Consider the following 18,217-nt stretch of genomic DNA (forward strand, 5'->3'; position numbering starts at 1 on the left):
TCAACCTCCGTATGGTTCAAGGGCAAGGTCGCGGGTGACGAGGACGCGAACGGGAAACCCCGGCCGGATCGTGAGCGTCGGGGCGATAGCGAGTTGCCGCTGAACGACCTGCTGGCCTACCTGGCTGACGCTATCGGAAGCGCCGCTTCGCAGAGCCCGCACAATATCGCTGTCTTGATCAGAAGAACCGGCCTGCGCGCCAACGCTCAGAATGGTCGACAACGCCGCGGCCTTGAACAACTCGCCCCAGTGATAATCGACGTCGTCCTCTATGCCGGCATAGCCCTGTGCGTCCGCGCCAGGCTGCCGCTCCAGCACCATGGAGCGTCCGTCGGGAAAGATCAGCCTGTTCCAGACAAGCAGCACGCGGCGCTGCCCGGAACCAATTCCGCTATCGTACTGCCCAACAATACGAGTGCCTTGCGGGACAAGCAGCGAGCGGCCGGTGGGGCTGTCATAGACATTTTCGGTCACCTGAGCGCTGATCTGCCCGGGAAGGTCCGACCGGATACCCGTAATGAGCGCGGCCGGGATCACGGCACCGGCTTGAAGCACATAGGGTGACGCGGGAGGCGTGATGTGATCCGGGGCCACTGTACGCCGGTCAGCGGCGGCAGACAGGAAGGAAAGCTGGCGATCCTGCGCATTTGGCTGAGCATACTGACTGGCAAGATCGCTAACAGGAGGGACGGACGCTTCGGCGGTCTTGGGATCTCCTTGCGCTGTCTGGAAGAAGACGCGCGAGGTTCTGGCCGCTTCCTCTTCGGCTCGTCGGCGCTGCTCGGCTTCGTCAACCGCAGGGCTCGCGATTGAGGGGGGCACGACGGCCTGCCCCTTCTTCTGGGCATCGAGGATCGGCCTGCCGAGATCGCCAGGCAGCGGCGGCCCAAGGATCGGGCCGGCATAGTCGCGCGGCAGGCTTGCCAGTCCGTCCGCGGGCGGCCGATTGGAGGTAGGGTAGAGCTCCTCGCCCTGCTTGAATGTGTCGGCGTCCTGCAGAGCGTAAATCAGCGCGCCGCCGACACCGAGCGAGGCGACGAAGCCGATGCCTGCGAGCATCTTGCGCGACAGACGCGTCACACGCGGCGGGTCGGCGCGAAGCCGCATGGGTCCGACGTCCTTATCGTCCTCATTCATGGCTGCAGCGCTCCCCTGTGCATTGCGTTCGGCACCTTCGACGCGGCGCTGACGCTTGGCCTCCGCCACAATCCATGGTCTGTTCCTCCATCAATGCGCACGATCCTTACCGTCTGCTGCCGCTTGCCAGCGCCAAGACGCAGTTCGGCCGCACCAAAAAGGCGGTCGACGATCAGGACGTTTCGATAGACGCGGCTGTTGGTGATTTCAGCCTCGCCGTCCGGACCGATGACGAAAATCGGCGGCATCTCGCCTTGCACGATGCCGCGCGGAAACTCGATATAGACCCTGCGCCCATCATCGTAGGCGCTCACCGGCTTCCAGGGCGGGCTGTCCCCGGTGAGGCCGTAGCGATAGTTGCGCACTGTAACGTCCGGTATGACCGGCGTTGTGGCGATCGTCTGCGGGAGGTCCGCTTTCAGAGCCGGATAGGACCACGCAACGGCAGGCATGTAGGGCTTCGCGCCTGAGCGTAGCTCAAGCATATAGCTGCGCCGGTCCGTGGCGATGATAAGGTTCGTAGTGATGTCCGCCCGCGAGGGTTTCACCAGGACGTGGACGCGTCGGGCAATGCCGGACCCGCTTTCGGTGTCGCCGATGATCCAGCGTGCGGTATCACCGGCGGCGATCGGACCGTTTCCGGTCAGGCTCTCGCCCGGCTCGAGCGCGATGTCCGTTATCTGGCCAGGTGAGGCGTAGACCTGGTAGAGCGCTCCCTCGCTCCACGGGTAGATCTGAATCGCGTTGTAATAGCCCTCACGGCGCGGTTCCACGCGCGCCGCGGCGTTTGCGTTTTCGATTCGGGCGGTCGGCGTTTGCCCGACGGCGCCGCCCCGCGCGGGTGCCCAGCCTGGTGGCACGCGAAGAGGCTTCGGCCTTTGGTCGGTCGCGGCGGCCGGAGCCAGCGGCAAGGGTGGAACATAGGTATCGTAGCTGATCGTCGGCGGCTTTTTCGCAGGCGTGGCGCAACCCGCAAGCAGCGTCGTCCCCGACACCAGCATGGCCGACAGCAGATATCTTGGGAAAGTCGTGCCGGCAACAAGACGCGATGTCGGGCTCATTGGCTCATCTCCCGCGACCAGTTGATGGCGTTGACGTAAATACCGAGCGGATTGGCGCGAAGCCGTTCGGCGTCGCTTGGCATCTGAGTCACGATCGTCAGGATCGCGGTCCAGCGCTCGGTGCCTGAAAGCTGACCGTTTTCGTAGTGGTGCTCGATCCAGGCGACACGAAAGGAGCCCGGCGAGGCTCTGATGACCGAAGAAATGTCCACCGCGACCTGCTGCTTGCCGACCTTGGAGAAAGGATCCGCAGCGCGCGCATAGTCGTTGAGCGCCGCAGCACCCAGGTCGGTGGTCCAATCATAGGCGCGCAGCCAGTCCTGGCGCAGGATGATCGGGTCAGCGGGGATGGAGCGTACCTGCTCGATAAAGCGGGCGAGATGCCACGCGATCTGCGGATCGGTCGGCTTATAGTCGGCGGTTGCCGGCTCGATCGCTTGAGCCTGGCCGAGCTTATCGACCTGCACGACCCAGGGCACGACCGTGCCGCGGCCCGACTGCCAGACCAGTGAGGTGGCTAGCCCCGCCGACAGGATGAGCGACCCGAACGCCATGGCGCGCCAGTTGCGAGCCTGCACGCGTGCGGAGCCGATGCGTTCATCCCAGATCTGCTCAGCCTTTTGATAGGGAGTTTCCGGTCGAGGGCTCTTGCCGTAGTGGACGGCGGGGCGCCTAAAGGTGCTCATGGTTCATTCGCCTTCAGAAAGAGAAATCGAGGCTCCGCCGCCATGGCTGTCACCGGCGCGCACCGCGTGGGCGGCGGTCTGGGCGCCGTGGGCGAGGCGCTGGGAGCGATGCAAGCGTCTGGCCCATTCGGGCTGTCCTTGAGTGCTGGATGGCTTGCCCACGCCGGACGCGGTTGGCGCAGCGGCGCCGCCAATCGTTCCCATGGTCGACGAGCCGCCGGTGATTTCAGCGGCCGAACCGACGCCAGAGGCAAAGTTCGACTTAAGAGCTTGATCGGTGTTTGCAGCGGCGCGCTTGAGTGGAGAGATTGCCGCTGAAGCGCCAGCGCGCGCAATGCCGCCCAAGCCGGAGGCGATGCCTGTCACGCCAGACTGGCCGGCGGCGCCAAGCATATAGGCGGCCGAACCGCCGCCAGCGAGTGAGGTCCCGCCACGCACGGTTGAGGCCGCCCCCGCGAATGCGGCTGTTCCGCCTCGCGTCGCGAGGCTGGCTGCTCCGTAGCCTGCAACGGCGATGCCACCCGCGGCCAGGCCAGTCCCGACGGCCGCACCGGCGCCAAGCTGCGGTCCACCCGCGACGAGGCCGTTGGCGATGCCGGGACCGAAGATACCGAGACCAAGCAGCGACAGCGCTGCCAGCACGATCGCCATGGCCTGGTCGATGGTGGGGTTCTCGCCGCCGAAGCCTTGGGTGAATTCGCCGAAGAGCGTGGATCCGATGCCGATGACCACGGCAAGCACCAGAACCTTTATGCCGGACGAGATGACGTTGCCGAGCACGCGTTCGGCCATGAAGGCCGTCTTGCCGAAGAGGCCGAAGGGGATCAGCACGAAGCCGGCCAGCGTTGCCAGCTTGAACTCGATCAGCGTCACAAAGAGCTGCACCGCCAGGATGAAGAAGGCGAGCAGGACGAGCGCCCAGGCAAAGAGCAGGCAAGCGATCTGGATGAAGTTTTCAAAGAAGGAGACGTAGCCCATCAGACCGGAGATCGCCTCAAGCAATGGTCGTCCGGCGTCGAGGCCGGTTTGCGCCACCTTGCCCGGGTGCAGCAGATCCTGTGCCGAGAAGCCGGTTCCACTCGCCTTGAGACCAAGACCGGAGAAACTCTCGAAGATGATTTGGGCGAGGCTGTTCCAATTCGAAATCAGGTCGGCGAAGACACCGACAAAGAGCGTCTTCTTGACGAGCCGCGCGAGGATGTCGTCGTCGGCGCCCCAGCTCCAGAAGAGCGCGGCAAGCGTTACGTCAATAACGATTAGCGTGGTGGCGACGAAGGCGACCTCGCCGCCGAGCAGGCCGAAGCCGCTGTCGATATAACGGGTGAAGGTGGCCAGGAATTGGTCGATGACGCCGGTATTGCCCATGTCTACCGGGCCTCGTGCTGGCCAGCATCCGGCGACCGCGAAGTGGCCGGCTCGACGATCGAATTCCCCGACGGCTTTTCCAGACCGAGGAAGCGATCACGCTGTTCGGCCCACAGCCGCGCACATCCATCATCACGCAGGGCAGCCTCGCCGAGCGCCTGGCAGCGGCGCAGGCCATCGCGATGCGAATTCGGGACCGAGGCCGCCGGTGTGTGCTGACCCTCCCCCACCGGTTTGTGTTCCTTCCGGCTCATCTCGAGCGCCGTCGCCGTCATGGCGACGGCGACCAAGACGACGGCCACGACGCGAGCGAGGGTTTTGCCGTCCATGGCGATCGACCTCAGCGGTTGAACATCTGGACCGAGCCGGCCTGGTAGCCGGAGCCAGGCGCCAGAAAGCGGCGGCGTTGCTCACGCCCCTGATCGACCGCGGCAGCACGCTCGGCCTCGGTCAGCGCCTGGGCGCGACCATTGGCGGCTACCAGGGCGGTCAAGTCCGCAAGCTGCTGGCCCTGAAGCGCAAGCAACTGATTGCTGGCTTGCGTCGCCTGCAGCGCACCGGTCGCCGACTGGCTGGCGCCGACCAGCGCCGACATCTGCGCGCGGCCGGTGTCGATGTTTCCGACGACGCCCGCCTGGACGCGCATTGCGTCCTGGAGAGCTCCCACTGTGTTTTGCCAGCGCGAGCGCGCGTCCGTGACGAGTTGCTGGTCGGAAGCAGAGAGCGAGACGCTGCTGTATTGCTGCTGAAATGCCTTGTCGACCTGCTGGACGTCGAAGGCGATGTTCTGTGCTTCGCCGAGAAGCTGTTGCGTGCGCTGCACCGACTGTTGCAGTTGCTGCAGCGAGGACAAAGGCAGGCTCGCCAGGTTGCGCGCCTGGTTGATCAGCATCTGGGCCTGGTTCTGAAGCGAGGTGATCTGGTTCGTGATCTGCTGCAGCGAGCGCGCAGCCGTCAGGACATTCTGGGAGTAGTTCGATGGATCAAACACGATCAAGGCATGCGCTGGCAAAGTCATCATCGGCGAGATCGCGATCGGCGCGGCGAGCGTCGCCGCGACCAGAAGAAGGACGCGCCGGCGGCTTTGACGAACAGTCATGGTTTGGAATCCTTTTCAGGTTCGGGAACGGAGAGGTTGGGAATGAGGTCGGCGGCCCACCCGACGTCGCGGGCACGCAGCCACGCCGACAGGAAGCCGTCGCGGCCATGCTCGGCGATGATGCTGCCGATCAGGGCCTGATCGCTCTTCGAGGACGCGGCGCAAAGCGCGAGCCCGACCTCGGACAGGCCGAGCTCGAAGAGACGATTGCCGCGACGGGACTGGCAGTAATAATCGCGCTTGGGTGTGGCCCGGGCCAGAATCTCGATCTGGCGGTCGTTCAGGCCGAAGCGGCGATAAATGGCGGTAATTTGCGGCTCAATCGCGCGTTCATTGGGCAACAGCAGCCTGGTTGGACAGCTTTCGATGATCGCCGGCGCGATAGCCGAATTGTCGATGTCGGAGAGTGACTGGGTGGCGAAGACGACGCTGGCATTCTTCTTGCGGAGCGTCTTCAGCCACTCGCGCAACTGCCCGGCGAACGCGTCATCATCGAGGGCAAGCCAGCCCTCGTCGATGATGAGCAGTGTCGGACGACCGTCGAGCCGGTCGCCGATGCGATGAAACAGATAGGACAGGACGGCCGGCGCGGCCTGCGTGCCCACCAGACCTTCGATTTCGAACGCCTGCACGGATGCCTGGCCAAGGTGTTCGGCCTCTGCGTCGAGCAGCCGGCCGTTCGGGCCACCAACACAGTAGGGACGAAGCGCCTGTTTCAGGTCATTGGCTTGCAGAAGCACGCTGAGCCCGGTGATGGTGCGCTCCTCGACCGGAGCCGAGGCGAGCGAGGTCAGCGCCGCCCAGATATGCTCCTTTGCGTCCGGCGTGATCTGGATATCCTCGCGCGTCAGGATCGCGACGATCCAGTCAGCCGCCCAGGCGCGCTCGTACGTGTCATGAATGCGGGCGAGCGGCTGCAGCGAAACGGAAGCGTCCATGCCTTCGGTGAGATGACCCCCGAGATCGTGCCAGTCGCCGCCCATGGCGAGCGTCGCCGCGCGGATCGAGCCGCCGAAGTCGAAGGCGAAGACCTGAGCGTTGCGGTAGCGGCAGAATTGCAGCGCCATCAACGCCAGCAGCACCGACTTGCCGGCGCCGGTCGGGCCGACGACCAGCGTGTGACCGACGTCGCCGACATGAAGAACCAACCGGAACGGGGTCGAGCCTTCGGTCTTGCCGTAAAGCAAGGGAGGACTGACCAGATGCTCATCCCGTTCCGGCCCCGCCCACACGGCAGAGAGGGGGATCATGTGGGCGAGATTGAGCGTCGAGATAGGCGGCTGACGGACGTTGGCATAAGCATGCCCGGGTAACGAGCCGAGCCAGGCGTCGACGGCGTTGACGGTCTCGACGATCGCCGTGAAGTCGCGGCCCTGGATGATTTTCTCGACGAGCCGTAGTTTCTCGTCCGCGACGCGCGAATCGGAATCCCATATGGCGACGGTCGCGGTGACATAGGCCATGCCTGCCATGTCGGCGCCGAGCTCCTGCAACGCCGTGTCGGCGTCGGCCGCCTTGTTGGCGGCGTCGGTGTCGAGGAGTGCTGATGCCTCGTTGGTCATCACCTCCTTCAGGATCGAGGCGATGCTCTTGCGCTTGGCGAACCATTGCCGCCGTATCCTGGTCAAAAGGCGGACAGCGTCGACCTTGTCGAGCAGGATCGCGCGGGTCGACCAGCGGTACGGGAAGGCCAACTTATTGAGGTCATCAAGCAGGCCAGGTGTCGTGGCGGTCGGGAAGCCGACAATGGTGAGCACGCGAAGATGCTTGTCGCCGAGCCGCGGTTCGAGCCCACCGGCGAGCGGCTCGTCGGCTAGCAGCGCATCGAGATAGATTGGGGTCTCGGGGACGCGCACCGGATGGCGCTTGGTCGAAATGGTCGAATGCAGGTAGGTCAGCGTTTGGCCGTCATCGAGCCAGTGGCATTCAGGCATGAACCCGTCGACCAGGGACAGCACGCGCTCAGTCCGGTCGACGAAAGCGCGGACGATTTCGCCCGGATCCGCGCCGGCCTGGTCGCGACCCTCATAAAGCCAGCTCTCGGCGCGCTTGGCGTCTTCGGGCGGCGGCAGGAACAGGAATGTGAGAAAGTAGCTCGATACGAAGTGAACCCCTTCCTCGTCGAAGTCGGCTTTGCGCTCGGCATCGAGCAAGCCGGAGGCCGCATTGGGAAACTGGCTCTCGGGATAAGAAGCCGCTTCGTGCCGCTGCGCTTCGACGAAGATGCTCCAGCCCGAGCCGAGACGACGAAAGGCATTGTTGATGCGCGATGCCACCGCGACAAGTTCCGCCGCTACGGCGGAGTCGAGATCGGGTCCGCGAAACCTCGCGGTGCGCTGAAAGCTGCCATCCTTGTTGAGCACGACCCCGGGGGCGACGAGTGCCGCCCAAGGCAGAAAGTCGGCAAGGCGAGCAGCAGTCCGGCGGTATTCGGCAAGGCTCATCATAGCGGCGCCCTCAAACCGACAGATGCCCGGGCAGCCGCATGTGCCGGCGCCCGACTTCGAAAAAAAGCGGATCGCGCCTGGCAGCCCATGCCGCCGTAAAATGTCCGATTGCCCATATCAGAAGACCGGCCAGCCAGAGCCGCAGCCCAAGACCGACAGCGCCCGCCAGCGTGCCATTCAGGATCGCGATTGCGCGCGGCGCGCCCCCGAGCAGGATCTGCTCGGTCAGCGCCCGGTGCACGGGCACGGTCCACCCCGGCACTGTGTCGAGCTGTTCGAAAGTGGTTGTCATCAGATCAACGCTCCGCCGCCGAACGAGAAGAACGAAAGGAAAAAGCTTGACGCCGCGAACGCGATCGAAAGGCCGAAAACGATCTGGATCAGCCGCCTGAAGCCACCCGAACTGTCGCCGAAGGCCAGCGTCAGGCCGGTGACGATGATGATGATGACGGCGACGATCTTGGACACCGGTCCTTCGACCGACTGCAGGATCTTCTCGAGCGGCTGTTCCCACGGCATCGAGGAGCCCGACGCAAAGGCGCCCGGCGCGACCATGAGGTTGAGGGCAATGGCGGCACTGGCCGCCGCCAGGCTGGCGTGGCAGCGCGAAGAAAGGCGGATCATGAAATTTCTCCTGTGTTGATCGGTGTGGCTTCAGCAATGCGATAATCGCCATCGGGGCCCAGGCCCTCGACCCTGACCAGTTCGACAAGCCGTCGCGCGGCGCCGCGTCCGGCGAGCACGGCGACAAGGCCGATCGTGTCGGCGATCAGCGCACGCGGGACAGTGACGACGGCCTCCTGAATCAGCTGCTCAAGTCGGCGCAGAGCGCCAATACCGGAGCCGGCATGAAGGGTGCCGATGCCACCGGGATGCCCGGTGCCCCATGCCTTCAAGAGGTCCAGCGCTTCGGCGCCGCGCACCTCGCCAATGGGAATGCGATCGGGCCGCAGGCGCAGCGAGGAACGAACCAGGTCGGAAAGCGTGGCGACGCCATCCTTGGTGCGCATCGCGACGAGGTTGGGGGCCGCGCACTGCAGTTCGCGGGTGTCCTCGATGATGACGACCCGGTCCGTCCCTTTCGCCACTTCGGCGAGCAGCGCGTTGGTGAGGGTCGTCTTGCCCGTCGACGTGCCGCCGGCAACGAGGATGTTTGCGCGGCCAGCAACCGCGGCGCGCAACATAGCGGCGTGGGCAGAAGTCATGATGCCCGCCGCGACATAGTCATCGAGCGTGAACACGGCGACCGCGGGCTTGCGGATCGCGAAAGCCGGCGCGGCGACCACGGGCGGCAGCAGGCCTTCGAAACGCTCACCGGTTTGCGGCAACTCGGCCGAGACGCGCGGGGAACGGGAATGGACCTCGGCGCCGACATGATGGGCGACCAGGCGCACAATCCGCTCGCCAGCGGCAGGCGCGAGCATTTCCCCCGTATCGGCCAAACCTTCCGAAAGCCGATCCACCCAGATCCGGCCGTCCGGGTTCAGCATGACCTCGACGATCGCGGGATCGTCTAGGAACCGGGCGATGGCGGGTCCGAGCGCGGTGCGCAGCATACGCGAGCTGCGCGCGCGTCCTTCGGTATCGTTGTGCGAGATAGCCATCCTGTCCCCGTTGGATCGGGAACTCGTCAAGCAGTTCCCGGTCGGGGATGAGCAAGAGAGGCCTGGAGCGGCCCGGTTCAACAGCTTTCGACTGCCGTCGTAGCGCAGCGAGCAAAAACCGGCGAACGGCGGCGCCGAGGTCAGGAATCTTTATGGCGGCGTATCGAGGCGTTCCAAGATCGGCAGAATATAAACTTTCGCAATACTATGTACATGTTTATTGACACATGACTCCCGCCGGGTTTATGAGAGGGCATCGATGACCTGGCCGAACGGGCGATCGTTCCTTTCAGGGCGCGGAGGATTGTCATGCGGTTCGGATTGGAGGGCTCGGTTTCGCGGCGCCAAACAGGCTTTTCCAAATATGCTCGAGGCGCCCCGACCGTCGCAACGCCGCGCCCCTTGACGGCAAAGGGCGGCGAAGCTTCATGAGCATGCTCGACATCTGGCTTGGGATCCTGCAAGGGCTGCGCATAACGGCAGCGGTCACAGCTTATGGCTTGGTCTTCGCAGTGCCCTTCGCGCTTATTTTCGGGGTCGCGCAGTTTCTGACCACCGGCTTGACGCGCTTTCTGGTCACGGCAGTAATCGAATTCTGGCGCAGTTCGGCGGTCGTCGTCCTGCTCTTCGTCTTTTACTACGTTCTGCCGGTCATGGGGGTCACTCTATCGGCAATGTCCGTCAGTGCATTGGTGCTCGGCCTCAATAGCGGCGGCTACGCCAGCCAAGCGGTGCGGGCCGGGCTCCAATCTCTTCCTGCCGGCCAACGCGAGGCTGGCATGGCGCTCGGCCTCTCGCGCCCGGCGATCCTGCTTCTGATCGAGCTGCCCCAGGCGTTGGTCGCCATGAGCCCCACATTCGTCAACAACCTCATTCAGCTCGTCAAGGCGACTTCCCTTGTCTCGTTGGTCACGTTGACGGACATGACCTTCCGCGCCAAGGAAATCTCGCAGACCGAGTACGACCCGGTCGCGATCTATTCGGCGCTGCTGCTAGCCTTCTTCGTCGTCTGTTATCCGATCGCGCTCGCCGGCCGCTGGCTCGAGGCACGGGTCAGTCCCGAAAGAGGAACGTCTCGTGGGATTTAACTTCGGCTTCGCGCTCGCCACCATCCCGACCATTATCGGTGCGATCGGGGCCACCCTGCTCGCCACGGTCTTGAGTTGCCTCGGTGCGTCGGCGCTTGGCTTCACTTTCGAAATGATCCGCCGCGGCGGGGGTGCGCCTGGCCTCGCCGTGCGCTTCCTGATCGACTTCATCCGCTCGACGCCGGTTCTGGCCTGGCTCTATTTCCTGTATTTCGTCATGCCCTTCTACGGGATCCGGCTTGGCGCCATGACGGTGGGCATATTGGGGCTCAGCCTATACTACAGCGGTTATCTGGCCGAGGTGTTCAAGGCGGGCATCGACGCTATTCCGAGGGGCCAGCAGGAAGCAGCCAGAGCCTTGTCGCTCACGCGCCGCGACACGGTCATCTTCGTCATCGCACCCCAAATGCTGCGCAACATCGCCGCGCCCCTGGGCAATTATCTGGTTTCGATCCTTAAGGCGACGCCTTATCTCGCGATCCTGGCGGTGCCGGAAATGCTCGGGCGCGCCTTCGATATCGCTTCCGAAACCTATCGCTACGCTGAGCCGCTGACCGTCGCCGGCGTTCTGTTTCTCGCCCTGGCGCTGATCGTTTCTTATGGAGTGAAGCGCATCGAGAAGTTCCTGCTTGCGAGCGGGCGTCGCTGATGCTCGACCGGCGCGCGCTTCCGACCTCGAGGCATGAATCCCTCCCCCTCGTGCGGATCGACGGCCTCAACAAGTGGTTCGGTGCGCTGCACGTTTTGAAAAACATAGATCTGACCTTACGGCCGGGTGCACGCGTCGTCGTTTGCGGACCGTCCGGGTCCGGCAAGTCGACATTGATTCGCTGCATCAACGGTCTTGAGCGTTTCCAAAAGGGGACGATAGAGTTTGAAGGGAGAAGTCTGGGAAAAAGCGATCGCGATGCCGCGACGGCGCGCCGGCTAACCGGCATGGTGTTCCAAAGCTTCAACCTCTTCCCTCACCTCACCGTGCTTGCGAACTGCACGCTGGCGCTGCGCCGGGTCCTCTTGAAATCGGCGCAGGAGGCCGAAGAGATCGCCATGCGGCATCTGACGGCGGTGCACATTCCCGAAAAGGCGCGGGCCTATCCGGCCCAGCTGTCGGGGGGCCAACAACAGCGGGCGGCGATCGCGCGCGCGCTCTGCCTCGATCCCCGCATCATGCTGTTCGATGAACCCACCTCGGCGCTCGACCCGGAAATGATCAAGGAAGTGCTCGACGTCATGATCGCGCTCGCGAAAACCGGCGTGACCATGGTTTGCGTGACGCATGAAATGGGCTTTGCACGCGAAGTCGCCGATGAGATCATTTTCATGGACGAAGGCAGCATCGTCGAGCATGCCTCTTCCAACGACTTTTTCTCTAGAGCCGCTCACCCGCGCACGCGGCTGTTCCTGGATACTATCCTGAGCCATTGAGAACAGATTGCGTATGCACCGGCGTGCCGGCAATGGACGTGCACGAACGCCAACAGGGCGATCGGCAGGTGCGGAATCCCCGAGCAGGTTACCAGTCCGGCGCGAACGCGTAGCCGGCCGAGCGGACGGTCCGGATCACATCGCTTCCCACGCATGCCCGAAGCCTTTTGCGCAACCTGGCAATATGAACGTCAACACCCCGTATATCGGTTGCGGCGGCGTGTTCAGGCCATGCGGTCGCGACCAGTTCCTCCCGGCTGAAGACCTTGCCAGGTTGCGCCAGAAGGCTGCGCAAAAGCTTGAACTCGATCGGCGGCATAGCGATCTCTTTTTGCTTGAAGAATGTCCGGTGGGTCTGTCGCTCCAGCCGGAAATCGCCCTGCACCAGATCGCCTGTCTTGGTTTCGCGCGCGAGCTTCGCAACACCTGCTTTGCCATGCAGCCAGGCCAGAAGCTGCTCGGGCGCAAAGGGCCGCGAAAATATCTCGTCGACGCCCGCCTTGATAAGGTCCAGGTGCAGTTTGCCGGAACGAGGCGCGACCAAACCTGCAAGAGGCGTTGCCCGTGTCGCTTCGGACGACTTCAGCGACAGGCATTGCTTGGCGATTGCGCGGTCGCCCGGCTGACAGTCCAGGATAACGGCAAGCGGCGTTTCGGCCTTGATGACGCGCGCAATCTCCTTGTCTGCCGTGATCAGGCGAGTTTCGAAGCCGGCTACTGAAAGGATATGCCCGAAAACCAGAAAGAAATCCGGGTCCTTCGAAGAGATCAGGACCAGCGGCGTCATGAGTCCATCAACCGAATGCGGTGCATCATAGGGCTGACTACCGCGCAAATGGGCGCGATGACAATATCCCCTGGCGGGCGACCCTCAGTTGCCGGTAGCAATCAGCCTAGATTTTATCCGCAAGTATGACGCCGGTGATGCCATAAGCGCGGCGCGTCTGCTCGATGGCCTCAGGCGTGACATCGATCAGCAGCGCGATGATATCGCCATCCGGATGCTCGAGCACGTTGCCGAGTTCGAAAAGCGTCCAGCCAAGCGCACGCAGGCGTTTCGGCCAGAATGTTTCGCACACCACGCTGATCTGTCGAATCCCGAGGCTTTGCGCTGTTTCAAGAAGGCCGCACAGCACGACGCCGGCGACTGGAGAAGAAGCTCCCTGAGTGCGAAGCGAAGGAATGATGAAGAAGCGGGTCCATTCGAAAATATCTGCCGCTCTCGGAGGCGTCCCGCCGGCCAGAACCGGGAAGACCTCGCTCATCAGATGCGGCTGCAGCGTCGGAACAAGACGGGAGCCGCCGACGATCTTGCCGTTGGTATCGAGCGCCAGAATATAAAGCGCATGCTCGTTGTCGAAGGCGTCGATCTCAATGTTGATGGGCCGGGCGACGGCGCGCCATCGTCTATGCTTGACGTAAATTTCGTACCGGATACGAAAATAGCGCTCCAGCACTTTTCTATACTGCTTCCTGTTTTCCCAGGTGACCAGATGAATACGGACCATGACGCCTCCAAAAGTGGAGGTCGTAGGAAAACACGCTTCGTGCCCGTATGACGGTATTCAGGTATTGCTAAATCTGGATTTCCTGTCGTCGCAGAGCTTTGACGATGGCATGCGAGACATTGGCTGCATCGAGCTTGCCTCGAATGTTGCGCTGATGGCTTTCGACTGTGTTCCTTGTGACGCCGAGGATGCAGGCGATGTCTTCGTTCGATTTGCCTTCGGCGCTCCACTCCAGGAGTTCGCGCTCACGCGGCGTCAAGGGCACGGCCGCAACGCCCTGGCCGGATTCTTCCAGCCCTGAGAGGCGTCGAAACGTATGTACGCAAAGCGTCTCGATGAATGGCACGACGCTCGGGGCTATTTCAATTCGATCGCCCGCTGCCGTGACGACGCCTGGGCCCGCCAACGGCACGTGGACGGGAACGCAGAGACCTTGGCCCATTCCGAAGTCCGCCGCTTCATCCATCACCAGCTTTGCGCGCGCAAAAAGCTTTGCGGGCGGAAGTTCGTGCCACAGGAATGGCTTCGACGAATGCCGGCACTGCGCGACGCAGGGATCATGCGAAAAGTAATCCTCTGCCATGTAGCGAAGGTACCATTCGGGCGGCCAACCATCGACCAGGATCTCTCGCCTCCAGTCGGTGTCGTGCGGCACGGGCAGGCCGGTGATCAGAAAATAACGCAGGCCATAACGCTCGATGGCAGAGCGGAACTCTTGGAGGATACCATCCACCGAGGACGCGGCATCGATCCTTGAGATCGCTGCAAACAACCCGACAAGACTATCCATCTCCATCGGCAGACCTCGACAAGCGTCAAGCCCCCTCCCAGCCAAGAACTTACGGTCACAAATGCGATATATTCAATGGGACTTGCGCCGAATGTACACTTCAGGAGTCAATTAGCGGTCGCAAAGATAAAGAACCTGAAAGCCGGATCAATATTACGTGAACAGACCGCGCTTCATTCTGCTGACTTTGGCGTCGTTTGCTTTTTCCCCCGGACTGCTCGCCGATTCGATGGAACGGCCGTGATTAACTCTTGCGGCTCGACATCCAAGGCCTTCGCCAGAATCTCGACTGTATCCAGCGTGGCGTTGCGCCGACCGGCCTCGACGCTGCTGATATAGGCTCGCGTGCGGCCCGAAACGAAAGACAACTGCTCCTGAGAAAGTTTTCTTTCTCTCCGAAGCCGCTGCACGTTCAGACCAAAAACGCCGCGAAGTTTCATCAAACAACGGATGCTACGACGCGCATTATGGTGCGACACACTATAGTGCACATTCCGCATTGACAGCGGTGCTGTTGGCTGTTTGAAACAACCAGCGAATTCATCGTTTCCTGACACAGGAATAGCCATGCCGAGCCGGCCGTTTCGCGACCTCGCGCACAACAGTTCCGTGCATTCCTCAGGCGAGATCAGCCGACCCGGAACGGAAGAAAGCCGGGTCCTGGAATTCGTCTGCATCCGCTGCGGTGCCCCCTACCCCGCCGATATCACCATCGACTCCAAGGGGTGCGCGCGGTGTCAGGAGACCGCACCCGCAAATCTTCGGCCGGTCTATACGGATCCTCCCCCTCATCCCTTGGAGGGCGCCACCCCCTCGCGCTCGCTATGGCGTTTTGCGCATATGCTGCCTTGCACAGGCGCGGATGCAGTGAGCCTTGGCGAGGGTTTGACACCGCTGCTTGCGGCGCCGCGCATTGGGGCGGTTCTCGGCGTGCCCAACCTCGCAATCAAGGACGAAGGCCGAAACCCGACCTGGTCGCATAAGGACCGCTTCTCGACCGTCGCGGTCAGCGTGGCGCGCGCACGTGGCGCGAAGTTCGTCGCGACCGCCTCCTCTGGCAACGCCGGCGCTTCGCTGGCGGCCTACGCTTCCAAAGCCGGGCTGAAGTGCGTTGTCACCACGTTCGCCGGGTCGGCCGGCGCGATGCTGGCGCAGATCCGAAAATATGGCGCGACGGTGCTGCCCCTGGTCAACAAAATGGACCGATGGTCCCTGCTGGAACAGGCGGCTGCCCGCTATGACTGGTTCATCGCCTCGCCCTATCACGGTCCGGTGGTGGGCAGCCATCCACTCGGCATCGAGGGCTACAAGACGATCGCCTACGAGATCGTCGAGCAATCGGATGGCAGGGCGCCGGACTGGTGCGTCCTGCCGGTCTGCTATGGCGATGCGTTGTCCGGCGTGTGGGCGGGCTTTTGCGAGTTGTACGCGCAAGGGACGATCACGCAGCTGCCCCGTCTCGTCGCCGCGGAGGTGCATGGGTCGTTGGCGGACGCGCTTGCCAGCGGCGCCGATGCCTTGAGTGAACGCAAGATGCTCTTCGACAGCCTTGCCGTATCGATCGGCACGCCGCGCAGCACCTTTCAGGCTCTGAAGGCTCTGCGCGAATCCGGCGGGCACGCCGTCCCCGTCGACAATCACGGCCTGATCGCGATGCAGGAACGCCTTGCGCGGGATGAAGGGATCTTTGCCGAACTGGCGTCGGTCACGCCGCTCATCGCAATATCGACGTTGAAGGCTCAAGGTATCATCGCAGCCACAGACCGCGTCGTGACCGTTGTGACCGCCAGCGGTCTCAAGGACCTCGATCGGTCCACCGGATCGAACGAACACGATCAGATCTTCCAGACGACGGACGACGCCTGGCACTGGCTGGACAAAGGCGGGCTGGATCTCGTCTCATAGATTCTCAACCGCACCAATAGCCGATGGCACCTCACTTGCTGTCTGCGTTTTCAGCACATCGTCGAGACTACGGCGCAGCCAAAGAAAGCGCGTCCATTGCGCCTCTGCGGCCGGTGCGATTGTCGTCAGCGTCCTCGGCTCGGACAAGTCCTTGCAGGGCCAGCCAGGCAGGGTCGAAAGCCAGTCGTCATTGTAGACAGTCTCGGCATGGCGATGGCCTTCGTCAGGCATGATGACCGCTACTTGCGCGTACGGCAGGGTCGTTGCAACCCATTGCGCCACCAACGCGGCGGCGCCGCTGGTCGGCCCCATGAATATACCGTGCTCGCGCAGCAAACGGTGCGCGCTCAGATACGCCGGATAGGCGCCAACCCAATGGATCTCGTCGACAAGCTCATGCCTGACGTTTTTCGGCAGAACGCTGTTGCCCAAGCCCCGCAGCATGCGTTTGCCGACGGGCTGCCCGAACAGAATGCTGCGATGGGTGTCGACGGCAAACACCGTCAGATGGGGAAAGACCGTTCGCAGAAAGGACGCGGTGCCGCATAGCGAACCGCCAGTGCCGACGCAGCCGACCAGGCAGTCAACCCTGCCCACCGCCCGGATGAACAGTTCAGCCAGCCGCGCGTAGGCGAGCCAATTTCCCGGACCGTCGTATTGGCGGGTCCAGAAGCCGTCCGGCTCCTTGGCCAGGATTTCCTGCAGGCGCTCAAGCCGGCCAGGCTGATTGCCGTCACCGCGCGGATCGTCAAGTGCAATGACCGTGGCGCCGATGCGCTCCAGCCGGGCTTTGTATTTGGCATCGATAAGCGTTGAAGCGGTGACGAGGGTAAGGCGATAGTCACGCGCCGCCGCGAGCAGCGCCACCGCCATGCCGAAGGTGCCGGACGTCGTCTCGACAATGTGGGACCCCGCCTTCAGTTCGCCATTCGACGCTGCCCTATCCAGGATGTAGCGGGCCGGCATCAGCTTCATCAATGGAAAAGCCGCCGCCACCAAATTTGGCGCCAGGCGAGCAAGGCGTGGGGTCTCAAGATCCCTGAAATAGTCAACTGCGAGGGTCACCATGTCCAGCCCTCCGCATTGACCAGATGGACCTCGACTTCCTTGAAGCCGGCGCGCCTTATCTGTTGCGCGACCAAAGCTGCCCGTCGCTTCAGATTCAATGCGAAAAGATCGAAAATCAGACCAAACAACGAGCCGCTATGGGCGACTTGCACCCCGCACGCTCCAGCCCGCCTGGCGATTTCGGCGATCTCGTCGAAACCCTCTTTCGGCAAGTGCCGTTGACTGATCAAGGCGCTGGCCGAGGCGGCACGTCCAAGAAGATTCGGATCCTGAAGGTAGACCGCCCGCGCCACCAGCGCCCGAAGCACGCCGAATTCCTGGATTTCGGCGCTGTCGTAACGCGCCGGCGGCAGCTGCAATGTGTCGACCGGGACGCCGCCACTCGCCTTGAACCCGACCAGTAGCAGCGGCGGCAGCGAGCCGCCGAAATTCTCGATCACCGTGCCCTCGCGTTGCGCGAACAGGACCGCATGCTCATCGAATGCGATCGCGTCGCTGGCGCGCTCGGCGGCAACGGCGAGACGCCCGATGCTCGAGGGGCGTAACTGGACCTTGTGGGCCGCGGCTACGGCGCGAATGGAAGCGACGACGTCCGCGGTCGATGAGCCGTAGCCGTGCCCCACGGGAATCGAGCTTTGAAGTGTCAGCACGCCACCGCCGGTTACCTTCAAGAAATCGAGCGTGAGCCGCGCGGCTGACGACGCCTTGACCTTATGATCAGGGTGGACAATGACCGCATCGCCGTCTGTTCTGGCAAAGGTGGCCTCGGACCTCAAACCGGCGACCGGCAGCGTGACGAGCCCGCGATGAAGGCGCCCGCCATCATCCTTGAAGACGCCCTGGATGAGTTCGCCGTGATGCGCTATCGCCGCTCCCGTCCCGATCGAAGACCGCAGCGTTTCACGGCTCATAAAATCGCCGGCGCCAGCCATTTTCAGTTCTCCCCCACGCTCTCTCGCAGCGGAGGAGGATGGCGCCGACGGCTGACACCCGCCCTCAAGGAATTCCGGTATTGACGACTTCCTGTCGAACGA

At 63.0% G+C, this 18,217-nt stretch carries 20 protein-coding genes; 4 read left to right on the forward strand and 16 right to left on the reverse strand.

Annotated elements, in window-relative coordinates; translation table 11 throughout:
* Genes FJW07_RS20315 through trbB form a run of 10 tightly spaced genes read right to left on the reverse strand, consistent with a single transcriptional unit; the run spans window position 1 to window position 9,399 of the window.
* Window positions 1-1,137 carry a TrbI/VirB10 family protein gene (locus FJW07_RS20315; protein ID WP_140858447.1) on the reverse strand — a complete coding sequence of 379 codons (1,137 nt, stop codon included), beginning with the start codon at window positions 1,135-1,137 and terminating at the stop codon, window positions 1-3.
* Window positions 1,134-2,198: a P-type conjugative transfer protein TrbG gene (gene trbG, locus FJW07_RS20320; RefSeq protein ID WP_140858448.1), complete on the reverse strand. Its 1,065-nt coding sequence runs from the start codon at window positions 2,196-2,198 to the stop codon at window positions 1,134-1,136. The genes FJW07_RS20315 and trbG overlap by 4 nt, the downstream gene beginning before the upstream one ends.
* The gene (trbF, locus tag FJW07_RS20325; protein WP_140858450.1) at window positions 2,195-2,884 is read right to left on the reverse strand and encodes a conjugal transfer protein TrbF; all 690 of its coding nucleotides are present in this window, start codon (window positions 2,882-2,884) and stop codon (window positions 2,195-2,197) included. The genes trbG and trbF overlap by 4 nt, the downstream gene beginning before the upstream one ends.
* A gap of 3 nt (window positions 2,885-2,887) precedes the next feature.
* A complete protein-coding gene (gene trbL, locus FJW07_RS20330; protein ID WP_140858452.1) occupies window positions 2,888-4,249 on the reverse strand; it encodes a P-type conjugative transfer protein TrbL in 1,362 nt (453 codons plus the stop codon).
* A 2-nt stretch (window positions 4,250-4,251) separates the two neighbouring features.
* Window positions 4,252-4,578 carry a putative entry exclusion protein TrbK-alt gene (gene trbK-alt, locus FJW07_RS20335; protein ID WP_140858453.1) on the reverse strand — a complete coding sequence of 109 codons (327 nt, stop codon included), beginning with the start codon at window positions 4,576-4,578 and terminating at the stop codon, window positions 4,252-4,254.
* An 11-nt stretch (window positions 4,579-4,589) separates the two neighbouring features.
* The gene (trbJ, locus tag FJW07_RS20340; RefSeq protein ID WP_140708190.1) at window positions 4,590-5,348 is read right to left on the reverse strand and encodes a P-type conjugative transfer protein TrbJ; all 759 of its coding nucleotides are present in this window, start codon (window positions 5,346-5,348) and stop codon (window positions 4,590-4,592) included.
* Window positions 5,345-7,795, reverse strand: a complete 2,451-nt coding sequence (gene trbE / locus FJW07_RS20345; protein WP_140858455.1) for a conjugal transfer protein TrbE — start codon at window positions 7,793-7,795, stop codon at window positions 5,345-5,347. Before trbE ends, trbJ begins: the two co-directional genes overlap by 4 nt.
* Before the next feature lie 10 nt (window positions 7,796-7,805).
* On the reverse strand, window positions 7,806-8,087 hold the full coding sequence (locus tag FJW07_RS20350; RefSeq protein ID WP_140858457.1) for a VirB3 family type IV secretion system protein: 282 nt from the start codon (window positions 8,085-8,087) through the stop codon (window positions 7,806-7,808).
* Window positions 8,087-8,419, reverse strand: coding sequence for a TrbC/VirB2 family protein (locus tag FJW07_RS20355; protein ID WP_140858458.1), 333 nt, complete (start codon window positions 8,417-8,419; stop codon window positions 8,087-8,089). Before FJW07_RS20355 ends, FJW07_RS20350 begins: the two co-directional genes overlap by 1 nt.
* Window positions 8,416-9,399, reverse strand: a complete 984-nt coding sequence (trbB, locus tag FJW07_RS20360; protein WP_140858460.1) for a P-type conjugative transfer ATPase TrbB — start codon at window positions 9,397-9,399, stop codon at window positions 8,416-8,418. The genes FJW07_RS20355 and trbB overlap by 4 nt, the downstream gene beginning before the upstream one ends.
* A gap of 428 nt (window positions 9,400-9,827) precedes the next feature.
* On the opposite strand from trbB, the gene FJW07_RS20365 reads away from it, so the two are divergent.
* Genes FJW07_RS20365 through FJW07_RS20375 form a run of 3 tightly spaced genes read left to right on the forward strand, consistent with a single transcriptional unit; the run spans window position 9,828 to window position 11,912 of the window.
* Entirely contained in the window at window positions 9,828-10,487 is a 660-nt protein-coding gene (locus FJW07_RS20365) for an amino acid ABC transporter permease (protein ID WP_140858462.1), read from the forward strand.
* A complete protein-coding gene (locus tag FJW07_RS20370; RefSeq protein WP_140858464.1) occupies window positions 10,477-11,136 on the forward strand; it encodes an ABC transporter permease subunit in 660 nt (219 codons plus the stop codon). Before FJW07_RS20365 ends, FJW07_RS20370 begins: the two co-directional genes overlap by 11 nt.
* Window positions 11,136-11,912, forward strand: coding sequence for an amino acid ABC transporter ATP-binding protein (locus FJW07_RS20375; RefSeq protein ID WP_140858465.1), 777 nt, complete (start codon window positions 11,136-11,138; stop codon window positions 11,910-11,912). The genes FJW07_RS20370 and FJW07_RS20375 overlap by 1 nt, the downstream gene beginning before the upstream one ends.
* 88 nt (window positions 11,913-12,000) lie before the next feature.
* On the opposite strand, the gene FJW07_RS20380 is transcribed toward FJW07_RS20375, so the two are convergent.
* The 4 genes from FJW07_RS20380 to FJW07_RS20395 all read right to left on the reverse strand — a co-directional run bounded on the left by FJW07_RS20380 (window position 12,001) and on the right by FJW07_RS20395 (window position 14,650).
* Entirely contained in the window at window positions 12,001-12,699 is a 699-nt protein-coding gene (locus tag FJW07_RS20380) for a response regulator transcription factor (RefSeq protein ID WP_140858467.1), read from the reverse strand.
* Window positions 12,700-12,805: 106 nt separating this feature from the next.
* Window positions 12,806-13,420 carry an acyl-homoserine-lactone synthase gene (locus FJW07_RS20385; RefSeq protein ID WP_140858468.1) on the reverse strand — a complete coding sequence of 205 codons (615 nt, stop codon included), beginning with the start codon at window positions 13,418-13,420 and terminating at the stop codon, window positions 12,806-12,808.
* A 67-nt stretch (window positions 13,421-13,487) separates the two neighbouring features.
* Window positions 13,488-14,216, reverse strand: coding sequence for a LuxR family transcriptional regulator (locus FJW07_RS20390; protein WP_140858470.1), 729 nt, complete (start codon window positions 14,214-14,216; stop codon window positions 13,488-13,490).
* A 167-nt stretch (window positions 14,217-14,383) separates the two neighbouring features.
* Entirely contained in the window at window positions 14,384-14,650 is a 267-nt protein-coding gene (locus FJW07_RS20395) for a helix-turn-helix transcriptional regulator (protein ID WP_140655658.1), read from the reverse strand.
* 127 nt (window positions 14,651-14,777) lie between these two features.
* On the opposite strand from FJW07_RS20395, the gene FJW07_RS20400 reads away from it, so the two are divergent.
* On the forward strand, window positions 14,778-16,115 hold the full coding sequence (locus FJW07_RS20400; protein WP_246680823.1) for a threonine synthase: 1,338 nt from the start codon (window positions 14,778-14,780) through the stop codon (window positions 16,113-16,115).
* On the opposite strand, the gene FJW07_RS20405 is transcribed toward FJW07_RS20400, so the two are convergent.
* Together FJW07_RS20405 and FJW07_RS20410 are read right to left on the reverse strand one after the other, a co-directional pair.
* Complete coding sequence (locus FJW07_RS20405; protein WP_140858471.1) at window positions 16,110-17,183, reverse strand: PLP-dependent cysteine synthase family protein; 1,074 nt, start codon at window positions 17,181-17,183, stop codon at window positions 16,110-16,112. The two genes, FJW07_RS20400 and FJW07_RS20405, sit on opposite strands and share 6 nt — an antisense overlap.
* On the reverse strand, window positions 17,177-18,115 hold the full coding sequence (locus tag FJW07_RS20410; RefSeq protein WP_140858473.1) for a kinase: 939 nt from the start codon (window positions 18,113-18,115) through the stop codon (window positions 17,177-17,179). The genes FJW07_RS20405 and FJW07_RS20410 overlap by 7 nt, the downstream gene beginning before the upstream one ends.
* Between the last annotated feature and the right edge of the window lie 102 nt (window positions 18,116-18,217).

It is taken from the genome of Mesorhizobium sp. B3-1-9 (genome assembly GCF_006439595.1).
In the GTDB taxonomy this organism is placed as follows: domain Bacteria; phylum Pseudomonadota; class Alphaproteobacteria; order Rhizobiales; family Rhizobiaceae; genus Mesorhizobium.

Excerpts from the sequence above, each read along its gene's own strand:
- trbF (WP_140858450.1), bottom strand. The coding sequence starts at position 2,884 with ATGAGCACCTTTAGGCGCCCCGCCGTCCACTACGGCAAGAGCCCTCGA.
- FJW07_RS20395 (WP_140655658.1), bottom strand. The coding sequence starts at position 14,650 with ATGAAACTTCGCGGCGTTTTTGGTCTGAACGTGCAGCGGCTTCGGAGA.
- FJW07_RS20385 (WP_140858468.1), bottom strand. The coding sequence starts at position 13,420 with ATGGTCCGTATTCATCTGGTCACCTGGGAAAACAGGAAGCAGTATAGA.
- trbB (WP_140858460.1), bottom strand. The coding sequence starts at position 9,399 with ATGGCTATCTCGCACAACGATACCGAAGGACGCGCGCGCAGCTCGCGT.
- trbL (WP_140858452.1), bottom strand. The coding sequence starts at position 4,249 with ATGGGCAATACCGGCGTCATCGACCAATTCCTGGCCACCTTCACCCGT.
- FJW07_RS20375 (WP_140858465.1), top strand. The coding sequence starts at position 11,136 with ATGCTCGACCGGCGCGCGCTTCCGACCTCGAGGCATGAATCCCTCCCC.
- FJW07_RS20405 (WP_140858471.1), bottom strand. The coding sequence starts at position 17,183 with ATGGTGACCCTCGCAGTTGACTATTTCAGGGATCTTGAGACCCCACGC.
- trbJ (WP_140708190.1), bottom strand. The coding sequence starts at position 5,348 with ATGACTGTTCGTCAAAGCCGCCGGCGCGTCCTTCTTCTGGTCGCGGCG.
- FJW07_RS20400 (WP_246680823.1), top strand. The coding sequence starts at position 14,778 with ATGCCGAGCCGGCCGTTTCGCGACCTCGCGCACAACAGTTCCGTGCAT.
- FJW07_RS20390 (WP_140858470.1), bottom strand. The coding sequence starts at position 14,216 with ATGGAGATGGATAGTCTTGTCGGGTTGTTTGCAGCGATCTCAAGGATC.
- trbE (WP_140858455.1), bottom strand. The coding sequence starts at position 7,795 with ATGATGAGCCTTGCCGAATACCGCCGGACTGCTGCTCGCCTTGCCGAC.
- FJW07_RS20365 (WP_140858462.1), top strand. The coding sequence starts at position 9,828 with ATGAGCATGCTCGACATCTGGCTTGGGATCCTGCAAGGGCTGCGCATA.
- FJW07_RS20410 (WP_140858473.1), bottom strand. The coding sequence starts at position 18,115 with ATGGCTGGCGCCGGCGATTTTATGAGCCGTGAAACGCTGCGGTCTTCG.
- FJW07_RS20350 (WP_140858457.1), bottom strand. The coding sequence starts at position 8,087 with ATGACAACCACTTTCGAACAGCTCGACACAGTGCCGGGGTGGACCGTG.
- trbG (WP_140858448.1), bottom strand. The coding sequence starts at position 2,198 with ATGAGCCCGACATCGCGTCTTGTTGCCGGCACGACTTTCCCAAGATAT.
- FJW07_RS20355 (WP_140858458.1), bottom strand. The coding sequence starts at position 8,419 with ATGATCCGCCTTTCTTCGCGCTGCCACGCCAGCCTGGCGGCGGCCAGT.
- trbK-alt (WP_140858453.1), bottom strand. The coding sequence starts at position 4,578 with ATGGACGGCAAAACCCTCGCTCGCGTCGTGGCCGTCGTCTTGGTCGCC.
- FJW07_RS20380 (WP_140858467.1), bottom strand. The coding sequence starts at position 12,699 with ATGACGCCGCTGGTCCTGATCTCTTCGAAGGACCCGGATTTCTTTCTG.
- FJW07_RS20315 (WP_140858447.1), bottom strand. The coding sequence starts at position 1,137 with ATGAATGAGGACGATAAGGACGTCGGACCCATGCGGCTTCGCGCCGAC.